Raw genomic sequence first — 17,503 nt, 5'->3', positions numbered from 1 at the left:
GTGTGCCGCCGTACGGAAGAGGACAGAACAATGCCGAAGATGAAGACGCACAGCGGGGCGGGCAAGCGTTTCCGCGTCACCGGTAGTGGCAAGATCCGCCGTCAGAAGGCCGGCCGTCGCCACCTCATGGAGAAGAAGGCGTCGAAGCTGACCCGTCGTCTCGAGGGCACCACCGAGGTCGCCAAGAACGACGTCGGCCGCGCCAAGCGGCTGCTCGGTCGCTGACCCCGAAAAACTTGCTCTGACCACTCCGGGGTGCAGGTGCGCCCCCAGATCGACAGGATGGACCCGTGGCACGCGTCAAGCGGGCGGTGAACGCCCAGAAGAAGCGTCGCGCAACTCTCGAACTGGCCAGTGGATACCGCGGCCAGCGTTCGCGGCTGTACCGCAAGGCCAAGGAGCAGACGCTTCACTCCCTCAACTACGCCTACCGGGACCGTCGTGCCCGCAAGGGTGACTTCCGCCAGCTCTGGATCACGCGGATCAACGCGGCAGCGCGGGCGAACGGCGTGACCTACAACCGGTTCATCCAGGGGCTCAAGGCCGCCGGTGTCGAGGTGGACCGCAAGATCCTCGCCGACCTCGCCGTCAACGACGCCGTCGCCTTCACCGCGCTGGCCGAGCTCGCCAAGGCCAACGTGAACACCGACGAGAAGAAGTCGGCCTGACACACGTGAACCGGGAACGACCCGGGGATGTCCTGTGCACGCACAAGACACCCCGGGTCGTTGCCGCGCGCAGGCTCACCACCCGCTCCGGCCGCACCGAGTCCGGCCGCTTCCTCGCCGAGGGCGCGCAGGCCGTGCGCGAGGCGCTGCGGCATGGCCGGGTGCACGAGCTGTTCGTCACCGAACCCGCCACGCGCCGGCACGGTGAACTGGTGCGGGAGGCGGACGCGATCGGGGCCCGGGTCTCGGCGATCGACGCACGGGCCGCCGAGTTGCTCTCGGAAACCGTGACGCCGCAAGGCATCGCGGCCGTCTGCGATACCGTCGAAGTGCCACTGGCCGAAGCGCTGGCAGGCGCTCCGCGACTGGTCGCGGTGCTCGTCGGCGTCGCCGACCCCGGCAACGCCGGGACCGTGCTGCGGGTGGCCGACGCCGCCGGTGCCGATGCCGTGCTGTTCGCGGGCGACTCCGTGGACGTGCACAACGGCAAGTGCGTGCGGGCCTCCACCGGCAGCCTGTTCCATCTTCCGGTGGCCCGCGGCCGCGAGGTCGAGGACGTGCTCACCGCCTGCTCCGCGGCCGGACTCCGGCTGCTCGCCGCCGACGGGCACGCCGAGCACGCGCTGGAGGACGGGCTCGCCGGGCACGGGGGCCTGGCGTCGCCGAGTGCCTGGCTGCTCGGCAACGAGGCACACGGCCTTCCCGCCGAGGTGCTGGCCCGCGCCGACCACACCGTCCGGGTACCGATCTACGGCCGGGCCGAGAGTCTCAATCTCGCCACCGCGGCCGCCGTCTGCCTCTACGCGAGCGCGATGGCCGGAGCGGGTGCCGCCCGCCGAGGGTGATCCGAGCGTCACCAGGGCGATCACTTAGAATCTGCTGCTGTCCGCCCACGCGCGCACCTGCGCGCGACGCGGATCGGGCCCAGCGGACGCCGAGGGAGTTGGCTCCACCACGATGTCGCCAGACAACGACAAGCAGGACACCACGGACACGGCGTCCGGCGCGCTCGCGCCGGAGACGCTCGAGGCCGCGACCGAGAAGGCCGCGACCGCGTTCGCCGCGGCGGCCGACCTCGAGGCGCTCGCCGCCGTGAAACCGGCCCACCTCGGGGACAGCTCCCCGCTGCTGCTCGCCCGCCGGGAGATCGGCGCGCTGCCCAAGCAGCGCAAGGCCGAGGCGGGCAAACTCGTCAACGAGGCGCGGCAGAAGATCCAGGCCGCCTACGACGCGCGGCTGGCGGGCCTGCGCGCCGAACGTGACGAACGGGTGCTGCGCGAGGAGGCGGTCGACGTCTCCCTGCCGTGGGACCGGATTCCCCGCGGCGCCCGGCATCCCGTCGCCACCACCGCCGACCGCGTCGCCGACATCTTCGTCGCCATGGGTTACGAGGTCGCCGACGGTCCGGAACTCGAGGCCGAGTGGTTCAACTTCGACGCGCTGAACTTCGGCAAGGACCACCCTGCCCGGCAGATGCAGGACACGTTCTACGTCACCCCCGAGGACTCCGGCCTGGTGCTGCGCACGCACACCTCGCCGGTGCAGGCGCGAACGCTGCTGCGCCGCGATCCGCCGGTGTACGTGGTCTGCCCCGGCCGCACGTACCGCACCGACGAACTCGACTCCACGCACACGCCCGTCTTCTCCCAGGTCGAGGGCCTCGCCGTGGACAAGGGCATCACGATGGCCGACCTCAAGGGCACGCTCGACCTGTTCGCGCGCGCCATGTTCGGCGATAAGACGAAGACCCGGCTGCGCCCGCACTTCTTCCCGTTCACCGAGCCGTCCGCGGAGGTGGACGTCTGGTTCGAGGAGAAGAAGGGCGGCGCGGGCTGGGTCGAGTGGGGCGGATGCGGCATGGTCAACCCGAACGTGCTGCGGGCTTGCGGGGTCGATCCCGAGGTGTACTCCGGGTTCGCCTTCGGCATGGGACTGGAGCGCACCCTCCAGTTCCGCAACGGCATCCCCGACATGCGGGACATGGTGGAGGGTGACATCAGGTTCACCCTTCCTTTCGGAACGGAGGCGTGAGTGCGAGTTCCCGTGAGCTGGCTGACCCAGCATCTCGACCTGGGTGAGACCACCGGAGCGCAGGAGCTGGCAGACGCCTTCGTCCGCATCGGCATCGAGGTCGACGAGGTCGCCCCGCTCGGACAGGTCACCGGCCCACTCGTGGTCGGCAGGGTCGCGGAGATCGAGGAGCTGACCGGTTTCAAGAAGCCGATCCGCTTCTGCCGCGTCGAGGTCGGCGACGGCGATCCGGCCGAACGCGACGAGGATTCCGAGGATCCCGGCCGCCCCAGGACCAACGGCATCGTCTGCGGTGCCACCAATTTCGCCGAGGGCGACCTCGTCGTCGTCGCGCTGCCCGGGGCGGTGCTGCCCGGCGGTTTCTCGATCGCCGCCCGGGAAACCTACGGACGCACCAGCGAGGGCATGATCTGCTCGGTCCGCGAGCTGGGCATCGGCGAGGACCACGCGGGCATCCTGGTGCTGCCGCCCGCCACCGCCGGTCCCGGTGACGACGCCACGGAGGTGCTGGGGCTCGACGACACGGTCATCGAACTCACGCCCACCCCAGACCGCGGATACGCGCTGTCGATCCGTGGTCTCGCCCGGGAACTCGCCTGCGCGCTGGACGCCCCCTTCGGCGACCCGGCCCAGGTCGACCTGCCGGAAGCGGAGGGCGACGCCTGGCCGGTCACCGTCGAGGACAGCGAGGGCTGCTCGCGGTTCGTGCTGCGCAGGGTCACCGGCCTCGACGCGGGCGCGCCCACCCCGTGGTGGATGCGTCGCAGGCTGCTGCTGGCCGGGATCCGGCCGATCTCGCTGGCCGTCGACGTGACGAACTACGTGATGCTCGAGCTGGGCCATCCGCTGCACGCCTTCGACACGGGCGCGGTCCAGGGTGAGCTGGTCGTGCGCAGGGCGAAGGCGGGTGAGAAGCTCACCACCCTCGACGAGACCGAACGCGAACTCGACGCGGACGACATCGTCATCGCCGACGACAGCGGTGTCATCTCGCTGGCGGGCACGATGGGCGGCGCGAGCACGGAGATCACCGCGGACAGCACCGACGTGCTGATCGAGGCCGCCCACTGGGACCCGGCCTCGATCAGCCGGACCGCCCGGCGGCACAAGCTGTTCTCCGAGGCCGCCAAGCGGCTCGAGCGGTTCACCGACCCGCAGCTCTGCGCCGCGGCGACGGAACTGGCGGCGCGGCTGCTGCGCCAGTACGGCGACGGCGGCATCCGTCCCGGCCGTACCGACGAGGGAGCGCCGCCCGCGCACCCCCCGGTGACCATGCCGATCAACCTGCCGGACCGGGTCGCGGGCGTGCGCTACGAGCGAGGGGTGACGGTGAAGCGGCTGGCCCAGGTGGGTTGCCGCGTGACGGTCGGTACCGGTGACGACGGCACCGCCCTGGTGACGGCCGTCCCGCCGAGCTGGCGCGGCGATCTCGTACAGGCAGCCGACCTCGTCGAGGAGGTACTGCGGCTGGAGGGCTACGACAGCATTCCCGCCACGGTGCCCGCAGCCCCCGCGGGAGCGGGCCTGACCGAGTCGCAGCGCCGCCGCCGCTCGGTGGCGCGTTCGCTCGCCGAGTCCGGTTACGTCGAGGTGCTGCCCTTCCCGTTCGTCGACCCGGCCGTGTGGGACGACTTCGGTCTCCCGGCCGACGATCCGCGCAGGCGGGGCGTCACGGTGGCCAACCCGCTGGAGGCCGACAAGGCCCAGCTCGCCACCTCCCTGCTGCCCGGCCTACTGGAAGCCTTGCAGCGCAACACTTCTCGTGGTTTCCGTGACGTCTCGCTGTTCCACGTCGGCCAGGTCGTGCTGCCGGGGGAGACCATCCCGGCCATGCCCGTGCTCGGCGTGGACCGGCGGCCCACGGCGGAGGAACTGGCCGCGCTGGAGGCTGCTGTTCCCGCGCAGCCGTCGCACGTCGCCGTGGTGCTCACCGGGGAGCGCTCGCGCTCCGGCTGGTGGGGTCCGGGCGAACAGGCCGGCTGGGCCGACGCGATCGAGGCCGCGCGCACGGTGGCCGCCGCCGGACGGATCGAACTGGAGGTCCGCGCCGCCGACCTGCTGCCGTGGCATCCCGGCCGTTGCGCCGAACTGCGGGCGGAAGGCCGGACGGTCGGCCACGCGGGGGAGCTGCACCCCAAGGTCGTCGAGGCGCTCGGGTTGCCGAAGCGCACCTGCGCGATGGAGCTCGACCTGGACGCGGTCCCGTTCCCCGAGGGCAGGCCCGCCCCGGCCGTGTCGGCGTATCCGCCGGTGCTGCAGGACGTCGCGCTCGTGGTCCCCGACGGCGTGCCGGCGGCGGAGCTGGCGGAGGTGCTGCGCTCCGGTGGCGGTGAGCTGCTGGAGAACGTCGCACTGTTCGACACCTACACCGGTGACCAGGTGGGCGAGGGCAAGCGTTCGCTGGCCTACAAGCTCCGGTTCCGGGCGCCGGATCGCACCCTCACCGTCGAGGAGGCCTCCGCGGCGCGTGACTCGGCCGTCGCCGGGGCGAAGGAGCGTTTCGGCGCGGCCTTGCGCGCCTGACTCGCCACCCTCCCTCGCGCGATGCCCCCGTTCGTCCAGGCGGATTGGCGGGGGCATCGACCAGGCACCAGGACGACGAGTCCGAGACGGAGTGTCGGGCCTGGCGTACGCCATCCGGCTCGCCGACCGATAGGGCGGAGGGATCCCAGTTGTCAGATGCCGCCGAAGGACTCGCCGCGTTCGGTTACGAACTGGGGGTGTTGAAACGTATCCGCCGATCCGGGTGGTGGCACGCCGGCGTCCGCGACCCCGAGTCCGTCGCCGAGCACACCATGCGGGTGAGCCAGCTCGCCGCACTGCTCGCCGCCGAGGAAGGCGGCTCACCGGAACGAGCGGCGTACCTGGCGCTGTGGCATGACACCCAGGAGACCCGCACCGGCGACCTGCCGCACATGGTGAAGCCATACCTGTCCAAGCCCGACCCCGAACAGATCACCGCCGACCAGACCACCAGACTGCCCGGCGCCAGCCGTGACACAGTGCGGTCCGCCGTCGCCGAATACGAGGCGGCCCACAGCCTGGAAGCACGGTGCGCACGAGACGCCGACAAGCTCGAAATGCTGCTGCAGGCCATTGAGTACCGCGACCTCGGCGTCCACCGCATCGACGGCTGGATCAACAGCGCGCTCGACGGCCTGACCACAGACACCGGTCGGAACATCGCGGAGGCCGCGGTCAGCGTATCGCCGCTGGCGTGGCGCGACCGGTGATCAACAGCCAGCCGTCATCGACGATCGAACGTGCAAGTCGACGACGCCCGCGAGGAGTCAGAGCCGCGTTGGCATGAGTAGCGTGGGACACGAAGGCCTCCCAGGTGCCGGAGCGGTTCCTAGACAGCTCCACTCCGCACAGGGGAGGCCTTCGCCCGACTGCACCTCAGACCGTGTCGTCGCAGAATCTCGGACGGGCCCGCCCCATGTTTGGTTGGTCTTGCGTCGTCATGCATAATCATTCGCATGACCTTCACGGTGGCTGTGGCCGGAGCGAGTGGGTACGCGGGCGGAGAACTGCTCCGCCTGCTGCTCGGCCATCCCGACCTGACGATCGGCACCCTCACCGCGGCCAGCAGTGCGGGCACCCCACTCGGGCAGCACCAGCCGCACCTCGTGCCGCTCGCCGACCGGGTGCTGGCCGAGACCTCCGACGAGACCCTGGCCGGCCACGACATCGTCTGCCTCGCACTGCCGCACGGCCACTCGGCGACGCTCGCGGCGAGTCTCGGGCCGGACGTGCTGGTGGTCGATCTCGGTGCCGACCACCGGCTGAGCTCCGCCGCGGACTGGCAGCGCTGGTATGGGGGAGACCACGCGGGCACCTGGCCCTACGGGCTGCCGGAACTGCCCGGGGCACGTGAGCGGCTGGCGGGTGCGAAGCGGATCGCGGTGCCCGGCTGCTTCCCGACCGGCGGGACGATCGCGCTCGCCCCGGCGCTGGCGGCGGGCCTGGTCCTTCCGGAGGTCACCGTCGTGTCGGTCACCGGCAGCTCCGGCGCGGGCAAGGCCTTGCGGCCCAACCTGCTCGGCTCCGAGGTGATGGGTTCGGCCAGCGCCTACGGGGTCGCCGGCGCGCACCGGCACACGCCGGAGTTCGTGCAGAACCTCAGCGCCGTCGCGGGTGAGCCGGTGGCCGTGTCGTTCACCCCCGTGCTGGCGCCGATGCCACGGGGGATCCTCACCACCGCCTCCGCCCCGTTGCGTCCCGGCGTGGACGCCGCAGGCGTGCGCGCCGCCTACGAGAAGGCGTTCGACGGCGAGCCGTTCGTGCGGGTGCTGCCCGAGGGCACCTGGCCCGCCACCGCGGCGACCGTCGGATCGAACAACGTCGCCGTGCAGGTGTCGGTGGACGCGGACGCGGGCAGGCTGGTCGTCGTCGCCGCTCTCGACAACCTGACCAAGGGCACCGCCGGTGGCGCGGTGCAGTCCATCAACCTCGCGCTGGGCCTGCCCGAGGGCGCCGGCCTGCCGACGACGGGAGTCGCACCATGACGGGAGTGGCCATGCCCGCCGGGTTCCGGGCCGCCGGGATCTCCGCCGGGATCAAGGACAGCGGAGGGCCGGACCTGGCGCTGGTGGTCAACGACGGCCCTGAGTTCACCGCCGCGGGCGTCTTCACCCGCAACGTGATCAAGGCCGCCCCGGTGCTGTGGTCGCAGGAAGTCCTGCGGCACAACAGTCTTCGTGCCGTCGTGCTCAACTCCGGTGGCGCCAACGCGGCCACCGGGCCCGGTGGTTTCCAGGACACGCACGCGACCGCCGAGAAGGTCGCCGCCGTGCTGGACGCCGGTGCGGCGGACGTCGCCGTCTGCTCGACCGGCCTGATCGGCGAGCGCCTGCCGATGGACGCGGTGCTGTCCGGAGTGGACACCGCGGCGGCGGCACTGGACACCGGCACGGAAGCGGGCCTCGCCGCGGCCACCGCGGTGATGACCACCGACAGCCACCCGAAGCAGACACACCACACCCATCCCGGCGGCTGGAGCGTCGGCGGGCTGGCCAAGGGCGCGGGCATGCTCGCCCCCGACCTGGCCACGATGCTCTCCGTGCTCACCACCGATGCGGTGGTCGACGCCGGCACGGCCGACCGCGCGCTGCGCGCGGCCACCCGGGTCACCTTCGACCGGCTGGACGTCGACGGGGGCACCTCCACCAACGACACGGTGCTGCTGCTGGCCTCCGGCGCTTCCGGGCACACGCCCTCGGAGGCCGATTTCACCGCGCTGCTCACCGAGGCCGCGGCCGAACTGGTGCGCCTGCTCAGATCCGACTCGGAGGGCGCGACCAAGGAGGTCGACATCGTCGTCCGGGGCGCGGCCAGCGAACGGGACGCGGTGGCGGTGGGCCGCACGGTCGCCGAGGACAACCTGGTGAAGACGGCGCTGTTCGGTTCGGACCCGAACTGGGGCCGGATCGCGATGGCGCTGGGCAGGGCGGACGCGACCATCGCTCCGGAGACGCTGGCGATCAGCATCAACGGCGTCATCCTGTACGCGGCGGGCACCACCGCCGCGAGCCGGGACGACGCCGACCTGTCCGGCAGGGAGATCGAGATCGTGATCGACCTCGGTGTCGGCGCCGAGTCGGCGACGATCCTCACCACGGATCTCTCACACGCCTACGTCGAAGAGAACAGCGCGTACTCGACATGACGGGCACCGGGAAGGGTGTCCCCGCCGACGCACGGATCGCCGCCGCGGGGGAGAAGGCGGGCGTACTGATCGAGGCGCTGCCGTGGCTGCAGCGGTTCCACGGCGCGACGGTCGTGGTGAAGTACGGCGGCAACGCGATGGTCGACGACGCGCTCAAGCAAGCCTTCGCACAGGACATGGTGTTCCTGCGGCTGGCCGGGTTGAAGCCGGTCGTGGTGCACGGTGGCGGCCCGCAGATCAGTTCCATGCTGAGCAGGCTCGGCATCGAGGGTGAGTTTCGCGGCGGTCTGCGCGTCACCACCCCGGAGACCATGGACGTGGTGCGAATGGTGCTCACCGGGCAGGTCAGCCGGGAGCTGGTCGGCCTGATCAACCGGAACGGTCCCTACGCCGTCGGCATCTCCGGCGAGGACGCGAACCTGTTCCGCGCCGAGCGCACGCACGCCACTGTCGACGGCGCGCAGGTCGACATCGGTCTCGTCGGGGAGGTCGCGGGCGTCGACCCGGACGCGGTGCTCGACATCGTCAACGCGGGCCGTATCCCGGTCGTCTCCACGGTGGCACCGGACGCGGACGGTGTGGTGCACAACGTCAACGCGGACACCGCGGCCGGGGCGCTGGCCGCCGCGCTCGGCGCGGAGAAACTGGTCGTGCTCACCGACGTCGAGGGGCTCTACGCCGACTGGCCGGACCGTTCCTCGCTGGTCGATCGCATCGACGTCGCCCGGCTGGAGACGCTGCTGCCGGGACTGGCGAGCGGCATGATCCCGAAGATGGCGGCGTGTGTCCGCGCGGTGCGCGGCGGAGTACGCCGCGCCCACGTGATCGACGGCCGGATCGCGCACTCGGTACTGCTCGAAGTCTTCACCTCGCAGGGCATCGGCACGATGGTCCTGCCGGAAGGGGAACTCCCGTGAACGCCATACAGTCCAATGAGGACGGTCAGCGGCGGTGGCGGTCGGCGCTGATGGACAACTACGGCACGCCGTCGCTGACCCTCGTCGGTGGTGAGGGCGCCACCGTGTGGGACGCGGACGGACGCGCCTACACCGACCTGCTCGGCGGCATCGCCGTCAACGCACTCGGGCACGCGCACCCCGCGGTGGTGCGCGCGGTCAGCGAGCAGATCGCCGTGCTCGGCCACACCTCGAACCTGTACGTGAACCCCGTCGCGGTCGAACTGGCCGAGACGCTGCTCGACGTCGCCGGCCTGTCCGGCGAGGCGAAGGTGCTGTTCGTCAACTCCGGGGCGGAGGCGAACGAGGCGGCGCTGAAGATCAGCAGGCTGACCGGCCGGACGAAGATCGTCGCCGCCGAGGGCGCGTTCCACGGGCGCACGATGGGCGCGCTGTCGCTGACCGGGCAAGCTGGCAAGCGGGAACCGTTCGCGCCCCTGGTACCGGGCGTCGTCCATGTCCCCTTCGGTGACCTGGAGGCCCTGCGCGGCGTCGTGGACACCGAGACGGCGGCGGTGGTGCTGGAACCGATCATGGGCGAGGGCGGTGTCGTGCCCGCTCCGGACGGTTACCTCCAGGCGGCAAGGCAGCTCACCCGGGACACGGGCACGCTGCTGGTACTCGACGAGGTGCAGACCGGCATCGGCCGGACCGGCGCCTGGTTCGCGTTCCAGCACGCGGGGGTCGTCCCGGACGTGGTGACGCTGGCGAAGGGCATCGGCGGCGGTCTGCCGCTCGGTGCCGTCATCGGCGTGGGAGCAGCCGGGGACCTGCTCGGGCCGGGCGGTCACGGGACGACCTTCGGCGGTAACCCGGTGTGCTGCGCGGCCGGACTGGCGGTACTGCGCACGATCGCCGCGGACGGTCTCACCGACCACGCCGCGGCTCTGGGCAAGGACATCGCGGCCGGGATCGAGAAGCTGGCACACCCCGAGGTCACCGGGGTGCGCGGCGCCGGCCTGCTGCTCGGCATCGGGTTGCGGTCGCCGATCGCGCCCGCGGTGGCCGCCGCGGCGCAGAACGCCGGTTACCTGGTGAACGCGGCCGGCCAGGACACCGTCCGGCTCGCCCCGCCGCTCACCCTCACCAGGGAACAGGTGCGGGGGTTCCTCGCGGCGCTCCCGGGGGCGCTCGACGCCGCCGCTCCTGGCCAGAAGGACGGTGCCTAGATGCCACGCCACTTTCTCCGCGACGATGACCTGACCGCCGACGAGCAGATCGAGATCCTCGATCTCGCCGACCGGCTGAAGAAGCAGCCGTACGGTGACGCGCTGGCGGGCCCGAAGGCCGTCGCGGTGATCTTCGAGAAGAACTCCACCCGTACCCGCTTCTCGTTCGAGGTGGGCATCGCCCAGCTCGGCGGGCACGCCGTGGTGGTGGACGGCCGCACCATGCAGATCGGCCGCGAGGAGACCATCGAGGACACGGCCAGGGTGCTCTCCCGGTACGTGGACGCGGTGGTCTGGCGGACCTTCGCCCAGGCGCGGATCGACGCGTTCGCCTCCGCGGCGAGCGTGCCGGTGGTGAACGCGCTGACCGACGAGTTCCATCCCTGCCAGATCCTCGCGGACCTGCAGACGATCCGGCAGTACAAGGGCCGGCTGGCGGGCCTGACGCTGACGTACTTCGGCGACGCGGCCAACAACATGGCGCATTCGCTGCTGCTCGGCGGCGTCACGGCCGGACTGCACGTGCGGGTGGCGGCGCCGGAGGGGTTCCATCCCGCGCCGTGGGTGCTCGACGCGGTGCGGGCGAGGGCCGCGGAAACGGGCGGTTCGGCGGAGGTGTTCACCGATCCGCACGCCGCGGCGGACGGTGCGGATGTGGTCACCACCGATGCGTGGACGTCGATGGGCCAGGAGAACGACGGACGGGACCGGGTGGCACCGTTCCGGCCGTACCAGGTGAACGAGGGGCTGCTGGCGCGTACCGGGACCGACACCATCGTCCTGCACGACCTGCCCGCGCACCGGGGCTGGGAGATCACCGACGAGGTGATCGACGGCCCGTCGAGTGCGGTGTGGGACGAGGCGGAGAACCGCCTGCACGCGCAGAAGGCGCTGCTGGCGTGGCTGCTGGAGACCGGGCGATGAGTGTCTCCAGGGTCGCCAGACAGGCCAGGATCATTCACCTGGTGTCCAACATGGCCATTCGCAGCCAGACAGAACTGGCGAAGCTGCTCTCCGCCGAGGGCGTCGAGGTCACCCAGGCCACGTTGTCGAGGGACCTCGACGAGCTGGGCGCCGTCAAACTGCGGGGCGCGGACTCCGGTGCGCCGGTGTACGTGATCCCGGAGGACGGCAGCCCGGTCAGGGGCGTGCAGGGTGGCACCTCGCGGTTGTCCCGGCTGCTCGGTGAACTGCTGGTGTCGGCGCAGGGCTCGGCCAACCTCACCGTGGTCCGCACCCCGCCGGGAGCGGCGCAGTTCCTGGCCAGCGCGATCGACCGGGCGGCGCTGCGTGAGGTGCTCGGCACCATCGCGGGCGATGACACCGTCATGGTGATCGCCAGCGAACCGGTCGGTGGCGTCGCGCTGGCCCGCCTGTTCAACGAACTGGCCGACGGCCAGACCCACGATCGACCGACCCAGAGCGAAGGACAAGGAAATTGAGCAAGGTTCTCATGTCCCTGCCGAAGGGAGAGCGCGTCGGTATCGCGTTCTCCGGCGGCCTCGACACATCCGTTGCCGCGGCCTGGATGCGTGAAAAGGGTGCGGTGCCGTGCACCTACACCGCCGACATCGGGCAGTACGACGAGTCCGACATCGCCGGCGTGCCCGACCGTGCCAAGGAGTACGGCGCGGAGATCGCCCGCATCGTGGACTGCAGGCAGCAGCTCGTCGAGGAGGGCCTCGCCGCGCTGGCGTGCGGTGCGTTCCATCTCCGCTCCGGCGGTCGCGCGTACTTCAACACCACCCCGCTCGGCCGGGCCGTCACCGGCACGATGCTGGTGCGCGCGATGCACTCCGACAGCGTGGACATCTGGGGCGACGGCTCGACGTTCAAGGGCAACGACATCGAGCGGTTCTACCGGTACGGGTTGCTGGCCAACCCGGAGTTGCGGATCTACAAGCCGTGGCTGGATCCGGACTTCGTGCGTGAGCTCGGTGGGCGCCAGGAGATGAGCGAATGGCTCACCGAGCACGGTCTGCCGTACCGCGACTCGGCGGAGAAGGCGTACTCCACCGATGCCAACATCTGGGGGGCGACCCACGAGGCGAAGACGCTGGAGCACCTCGACGTCTCGCTGGAGACGGTCGAGCCGATCATGGGCGTCCGGTTCTGGGACCCGTCCGTGGAGATCCCGTCCGAGGACGTCACCGTCCGGTTCGAGGCGGGCCGGCCGGTGGCGATCAACGGCAGGAGCTTCGAGGACCCGGTGGCCCTGGTGATGGAGGCCAACGCCATCGGTGGACGGCATGGCTTGGGTATGTCCGACCAGATCGAGAACCGGATCATCGAGGCCAAGTCGCGCGGCATCTACGAGGCACCCGGGATGGCACTGCTCTGGATCGTCTACGAGCGGCTGCTCAACGCGATCCACAACGAGGACACCGTCGCCAACTACCACAACGAGGGCCGCAAGCTCGGGCGGCTGCTGTACGAGGGGCGCTGGCTCGACCCGCAGGCGCTGATGCAGCGGGAGGCGATCCAGCGCTGGATCGCCTCGCTGGTGACCGGTGAGGTGACGCTGCGGCTGCGCCGGGGCGAGGACTACACGATCCTGGTCACCGAGGGCGCCAACTTCTCCTACCACCCGGAGCGGCTGTCGATGGAGCGCGTGTCGAACGCCGCCTTCGGTCCCACCGACCGGATCGGTCAGCTCACCATGCGCAATCTGGACATCGCCGACTCGCGGCACAAGCTCGAGTTCTACGCCAAGCAGCCGCTCGACCAGGGCCAGGTGCTCGTCGAGAACGGCACGCTGTTCGGCGAACTGCCCTCGGGCGGCGCGGACCGGATCACCGCCAACCCGGAGGCGTCCTCGGACTCACCGACGCCGCTGGACGAGGCCGCGATGGAATACGGGTCCGACTGATGAGCGAGAACGTCAAGTTGTGGGGCGGGCGGTTCGCCAGCGGGCCCGCCGAGGCGATGGCGGCGCTGTCGGCGTCGACGCACTTCGACTGGCGGCTGGCGCCGTACGACATCGCCGGTTCCCGGGCGCACGCCCGGGTGCTGCACGGCGCGGGGCTGCTGACCGAGCCCGAGCTGGCCGGGATGCACGCCGCACTGGACACCCTCGCCGCCGACGTCGAATCGGGTGCCTTCACCCCGACGATCGCCGACGAGGACGTGCACACGGCCCTGGAACGCGGACTGCTCGAACGCGCGGGAACCGAGCTCGGCGGCAAGCTGCGCGCGGGCCGTTCGCGCAACGACCAGGTGGCCACGCTCTTCCGGATGTGGCTGCGCGACGCCGCCCGGCGGGTGGTGCACGGCACGCTCGACGTGGTGGATTCCCTTGTCGCGCAAGCGAAGGCGCACCCGGAGGCGATCCTGCCCGGGCGGACGCACCTGCAGCACGCACAGCCGGTGCTGCTGGCGCACCACCTGCTCGCCCACGCCCAGTCGCTGGTGCGCGACGTCTCGCGACTGCGCGACTGGGACGCCCGCACCGCGGAGTCGCCCTACGGTTCGGGCGCGCTCGCCGGGTCCTCGCTGGGCCTGGACCCGGGGGCCGTCGCGGCCGAGCTGGGGTTCGAGGCGAGCGTGGAGAACTCCATCGACGGCACCGCCTCCCGGGATTTCGCCGCGGAGTTCGCGTTCGCGGTGGCGATGCTCGGGGTGAACCTGTCCAGGATCGCCGAGGAGGTCATCGTCTGGAACACGGCCGAGTTCGGTTACGTGACCCTCGACGACGCCTGGGCCACCGGCAGTTCGATCATGCCGCAGAAGAAGAATCCCGACGTCGCGGAGCTGACCCGCGGCAAGTCCGGACGGCTGATCGGCAACCTGACGGGCCTGCTCGCCACGTTGAAGGCGCAGCCGCTGGCGTACAACCGGGATCTGCAGGAGGACAAGGAGCCGGTGTTCGACTCCGTGGAGCAGCTCGAACTCCTCTTCCCGGCCATCGCCGGGATGCTCGGCACCCTCACTTTCCACACCGAGCGGCTCGCCGAGCTGGCCCCGGCCGGGTTCACCCTGGCCACCGACATCGCGGAGTGGCTGGTCCGGCAGGGCATCCCGTTCCGGGTCGCGCACGAGGCCGCGGGCGAGAGCGTGCGGGTCGCCGAGGCCCGTGGTGCCGGCCTGGACGAGCTGACCGACGAGGAACTGGCCGCGATCAACCCGGTACTGACGCCGAAGGTGCGCGAGGTACTGACCGTCGAGGGTTCGGTCGCCTCCCGCGACGCGCACGGCGGTACCGCTCCGGCCCGGGTCGCCGAGCAGCTCGAGCGGCTCGCCGGGCGGGTCTCCGGCCACCGGTCCTGGGCGGGCGCTTGAGCGGCGGGTTCACCCGGGACGAGCTGGCGATCGATCCGCTCGATCTGGCCGTCATGCTGCTCGGCAGCGAGCTGGAGTCGGTGGCCGGCGAGGGGCCGGTTCGCGCGCGCATCGTGGAGGTGGAGGCCTACCGCGGGCTGGACGATCCCGCCTCGCACTCGTACCGGGGGCGGACCCCGCGCAACGACGTGATGTGGGGCCCGGCCGGTCACCTGTACGTCTATTTCGTCTACGGCATGCACTTCTGCGCGAACGTGGTGGGCACCCGGGACGGCGAGCCGGGCGCGGTGCTGCTGCGGGCGGCGGAAGTGGTCGAGGGTGCGCCGCTGGCGAAGGCGAGACGGCCGAAGGCGCGGGGGGACGGCTCGCTGGCCGGAGGACCCGCGATTCTCACCACGGTGCTGGGGCTCGGCCGGGAACACAACGGGCTGGACCTGACCGACCCCGCCTCGCCGGTCCGGTTGCTCGCGGGGGAGAGGGTGGACGCGGACCGGGTCCGAACCGGCCCCCGGGTGGGTGTGGCCGCGGCGATGGAGGTGCCGTGGCGGTTCTGGGTGGACGGTTCGCCCGCCGTCAGCGCGTACCGGCGCGGGGGCAAGCGCTCGCCGCGCTGAGCCGCGCCGGGTGGCTCATGCTGGTGGGATGCCGGATGGAACCGCGGAGCGCCCGGGCACCCAGCCGACGGAGCGCGAACTGCGAAACGCGATCCGTGCCCGGCTGGCGCGCTGCGCGCCCGGCGCGACGGCCTGCCCCTCGGAGGTGGCCCGCGCGCTGCGTACCGAGGGCTGGCGGGAGCTGATGGCTCCCGTCCGTGCCGTCGCCGCGCGGCTGGCCGAGGCCGGGGAACTGGAGTTCACCAGCTCCGGCGCGGTCGTCGATCCGGCGGCCGCGCGAGGCCCGGTGCGGTTGCGTCCCACACCCCGGCTGGGGCCGCCGGAGCACCGCTGACGCGGCCGTGCCCCGCGGGATAACGCGTTGACCTGGTGAGGGAGTATCGGGCACGTGAGCGGACACATTCTTGACGAGCTGGCCTGGCGCGGTCTGATCGCGCAATCCACCGACGCGGACGCGCTGCGCCGCGATCTCGACCAGGGCCCCCTGACGCTGTACGGGGGCTTCGACCCGACGGCACCGAGTCTGCACGCGGGCAACCTGGTGCCGCTGCTGATGCTGGCGCGGTTCCAGCGCGCCGGGCACCGGCCGATCGTGCTGGCGGGCGGCGCGACCGGCATGATCGGCGACCCCCGTGACACCAGTGAACGGTCGCTGAACACGCTGGACGTCGTCGCCGACTGGGCGGGACGGATCCGCGGGCAGCTCGAACGCTTCGTCGAGTTCGACGACTCGGACACCGGCGCGCTGATCGTGAACAACCTGGACTGGACCGGGCAGCAGTCGATGCTGACGTTCCTGCGTGACGTGGGCAAGCACTTCCCGGTGAACACGATGCTCAACCGGGAGACGGTGCGCAGGCGGCTGGAGTCCGACGGCATGTCGTACACCGAGTTCAGCTACCTGCTCCTGCAGTCCCAGGACTACCTGCACCTCTACCGGGAGCACGGCTGCCGGCTACAGGTCGGCGGCTCCGACCAGTGGGGCAACCTGGTCGGCGGCGTCGACCTGATCCGCAGGGTGGAGGGCGGTACCGCCCACGCGCTCACCGCGCCGCTGGTCACCGACGCGGAAGGGCGCAAGTTCGGCAAGTCCACCGGTGGCGGCGACATCTGGCTCGACCCCGAGATGACCTCGCCGTACGCCTGGTTCCAGTACTTCCTCAACACCGGGGACACGGACGTGATCCGTTACCTGCGGCTGTTCACCTTCCTGGACGCGGAGGAGATCGACGCGCTGGCCGAGGACACCGAGCAGCGCCCGCACCTGCGTGCCGCGCAGCGCAGGCTGGCCGAGGAGTTCACCACCCTGGTGCACGGGGCACATCAGACGCGGCAGGTGATCGCGGCGAGCCAGGCGCTGTTCGGCCGGGGCGAGCTGCGCGAGCTGGACGCACCCACGCTGGACGCCGCGATGGCGGAGGTGCCGACCGGGGAGGTACGCGTCCCGGACGCTCCGACCATCGTCGACCTCCTGCTCGCAGGCGGGCTGGTCGACAGCAAGGGGGCCGCACGCCGCACGGTGAAGGAGGGCGGCGCGTACGTGAACAACGTGAAGGTGGCCGAGGAAGGCTGGCAGCCCTCGGCGGAGGACGCCTTGCACGGCCGGTGGCTGGTGGTCCGCAAGGGCAAGCGCAACGTCGCGGGCGTGCGACTCGGCGGCTGACCGGCACCCCGGGCCGAAACAGGGGGCTTGAGCTGCGAAAACGCAGTTAAGGTACCCCCCTGTTTCGGCCTGTTTCCGGGCGTGTAATCTTCTCTTTGTCGCCAGGGAGACCGGGCCGGCGGGGAGAAAAACCAAGGCCCCAAAGACCGGGTTACCAGGCAGGGAACACGAACCAAGCTCCCGCAGTAGCGGTAGAGTGGGTGGTCCCGAACGAAGTGGGTAACAACCCCCCAAAAAATCGTAAGATTTCAGGGTGAGGTAGAGTCTGCTTCACAACAACGAGAGAATAACTGCTTCGGACGAGGTCGCTCGCGACCAGATTCCAAGCGTGTTGCTTGAGAACTCAACAGTGTGCTAGTGAACTAAGCCAGTAGAGCTTATTTTTGAACCTCGTTTGAGGTTCCTTTGAGGATGAGATTACTTTTGTAGTCTGGATTCCAAACTATTCATTGTTGG

Annotated in this window: 16 protein-coding genes and 1 pseudogene; all 17 read left to right on the top strand. The window is 70.9% G+C overall.

All coding sequences use genetic code 11. The annotated features are described in order from the left end of the window. The first annotated feature begins 30 nt into the window (after nucleotides 1-30). The 17 genes and pseudogenes from rpmI to tyrS all read left to right on the top strand — a co-directional run bounded on the left by rpmI (nucleotide 31) and on the right by tyrS (nucleotide 17,047). The gene (gene rpmI / locus CFN78_RS27205; protein WP_094866012.1) at nucleotides 31-225 is read left to right on the top strand and encodes a 50S ribosomal protein L35; all 195 of its coding nucleotides are present in this window, start codon (nucleotides 31-33) and stop codon (nucleotides 223-225) included. A 65-nt stretch (nucleotides 226-290) separates the two neighbouring features. Then, nucleotides 291-668, top strand: a complete 378-nt coding sequence (gene rplT, locus CFN78_RS27200; protein ID WP_094866010.1) for a 50S ribosomal protein L20 — start codon at nucleotides 291-293, stop codon at nucleotides 666-668. A 5-nt stretch (nucleotides 669-673) separates the two neighbouring features. Further along, nucleotides 674-1,513, top strand: a complete 840-nt coding sequence (locus CFN78_RS27195; RefSeq protein ID WP_240519726.1) for a TrmH family RNA methyltransferase — start codon at nucleotides 674-676, stop codon at nucleotides 1,511-1,513. 112 nt (nucleotides 1,514-1,625) lie between these two features. After that, the gene (pheS, locus tag CFN78_RS27190; RefSeq protein ID WP_094866008.1) at nucleotides 1,626-2,699 is read left to right on the top strand and encodes a phenylalanine--tRNA ligase subunit alpha; all 1,074 of its coding nucleotides are present in this window, start codon (nucleotides 1,626-1,628) and stop codon (nucleotides 2,697-2,699) included. Beyond that, entirely contained in the window at nucleotides 2,700-5,222 is a 2,523-nt protein-coding gene (pheT, locus tag CFN78_RS27185) for a phenylalanine--tRNA ligase subunit beta (RefSeq protein WP_094866006.1), read from the top strand. A 149-nt stretch (nucleotides 5,223-5,371) separates the two neighbouring features. Beyond that, nucleotides 5,372-5,932: an HD domain-containing protein gene (locus CFN78_RS27180; RefSeq protein WP_094866004.1), complete on the top strand. Its 561-nt coding sequence runs from the start codon at nucleotides 5,372-5,374 to the stop codon at nucleotides 5,930-5,932. A gap of 246 nt (nucleotides 5,933-6,178) precedes the next feature. Continuing rightward, the gene (gene argC / locus CFN78_RS27175) at nucleotides 6,179-7,207 is read left to right on the top strand and encodes an N-acetyl-gamma-glutamyl-phosphate reductase (protein ID WP_094866003.1); all 1,029 of its coding nucleotides are present in this window, start codon (nucleotides 6,179-6,181) and stop codon (nucleotides 7,205-7,207) included. After that, entirely contained in the window at nucleotides 7,204-8,367 is a 1,164-nt protein-coding gene (argJ, locus tag CFN78_RS27170; RefSeq protein WP_094866001.1) for a bifunctional glutamate N-acetyltransferase/amino-acid acetyltransferase ArgJ, read from the top strand. Before argC ends, argJ begins: the two co-directional genes overlap by 4 nt. Further along, a complete protein-coding gene (gene argB, locus CFN78_RS27165) occupies nucleotides 8,364-9,284 on the top strand; it encodes an acetylglutamate kinase (RefSeq protein WP_094865999.1) in 921 nt (306 codons plus the stop codon). Before argJ ends, argB begins: the two co-directional genes overlap by 4 nt. After that, the gene (locus CFN78_RS27160; RefSeq protein WP_094865998.1) at nucleotides 9,281-10,492 is read left to right on the top strand and encodes an acetylornithine transaminase; all 1,212 of its coding nucleotides are present in this window, start codon (nucleotides 9,281-9,283) and stop codon (nucleotides 10,490-10,492) included. Before argB ends, CFN78_RS27160 begins: the two co-directional genes overlap by 4 nt. Next, complete coding sequence (argF, locus tag CFN78_RS27155; protein ID WP_094865996.1) at nucleotides 10,493-11,416, top strand: ornithine carbamoyltransferase; 924 nt, start codon at nucleotides 10,493-10,495, stop codon at nucleotides 11,414-11,416. Continuing rightward, on the top strand, nucleotides 11,413-11,934 hold the full coding sequence (locus CFN78_RS27150) for an arginine repressor (RefSeq protein ID WP_094865993.1): 522 nt from the start codon (nucleotides 11,413-11,415) through the stop codon (nucleotides 11,932-11,934). The genes argF and CFN78_RS27150 overlap by 4 nt, the downstream gene beginning before the upstream one ends. After that, nucleotides 11,931-13,202, top strand: a pseudogene (gene argG, locus CFN78_RS27145) (argininosuccinate synthase); the annotation flags it as partial. The gene CFN78_RS27150 and the pseudogene argG, both read left to right, overlap by 4 nt. 158 nt (nucleotides 13,203-13,360) lie before the next feature. Continuing rightward, entirely contained in the window at nucleotides 13,361-14,770 is a 1,410-nt protein-coding gene (gene argH, locus CFN78_RS27140) for an argininosuccinate lyase (RefSeq protein WP_094865989.1), read from the top strand. Further along, nucleotides 14,767-15,384 (top strand): DNA-3-methyladenine glycosylase, encoded by a 618-nt coding sequence (locus CFN78_RS27135; protein ID WP_094865986.1) that lies wholly within the window; start codon nucleotides 14,767-14,769, stop codon nucleotides 15,382-15,384. Before argH ends, CFN78_RS27135 begins: the two co-directional genes overlap by 4 nt. 28 nt (nucleotides 15,385-15,412) lie before the next feature. After that, nucleotides 15,413-15,718, top strand: coding sequence for a DUF3253 domain-containing protein (locus CFN78_RS27130; RefSeq protein ID WP_094865984.1), 306 nt, complete (start codon nucleotides 15,413-15,415; stop codon nucleotides 15,716-15,718). Nucleotides 15,719-15,772: 54 nt separating this feature from the next. After that, the gene (gene tyrS / locus CFN78_RS27125) at nucleotides 15,773-17,047 is read left to right on the top strand and encodes a tyrosine--tRNA ligase (RefSeq protein ID WP_094865982.1); all 1,275 of its coding nucleotides are present in this window, start codon (nucleotides 15,773-15,775) and stop codon (nucleotides 17,045-17,047) included. The last annotated feature ends 456 nt before the right edge of the window (nucleotides 17,048-17,503 follow it).

This window comes from Amycolatopsis antarctica (assembly GCF_002262875.1).
Classification (GTDB): Bacteria; Actinomycetota; Actinomycetes; order Mycobacteriales; family Pseudonocardiaceae; genus Amycolatopsis; species Amycolatopsis antarctica.
This window is presented reverse-complemented; position numbering and strand designations above follow the sequence as displayed.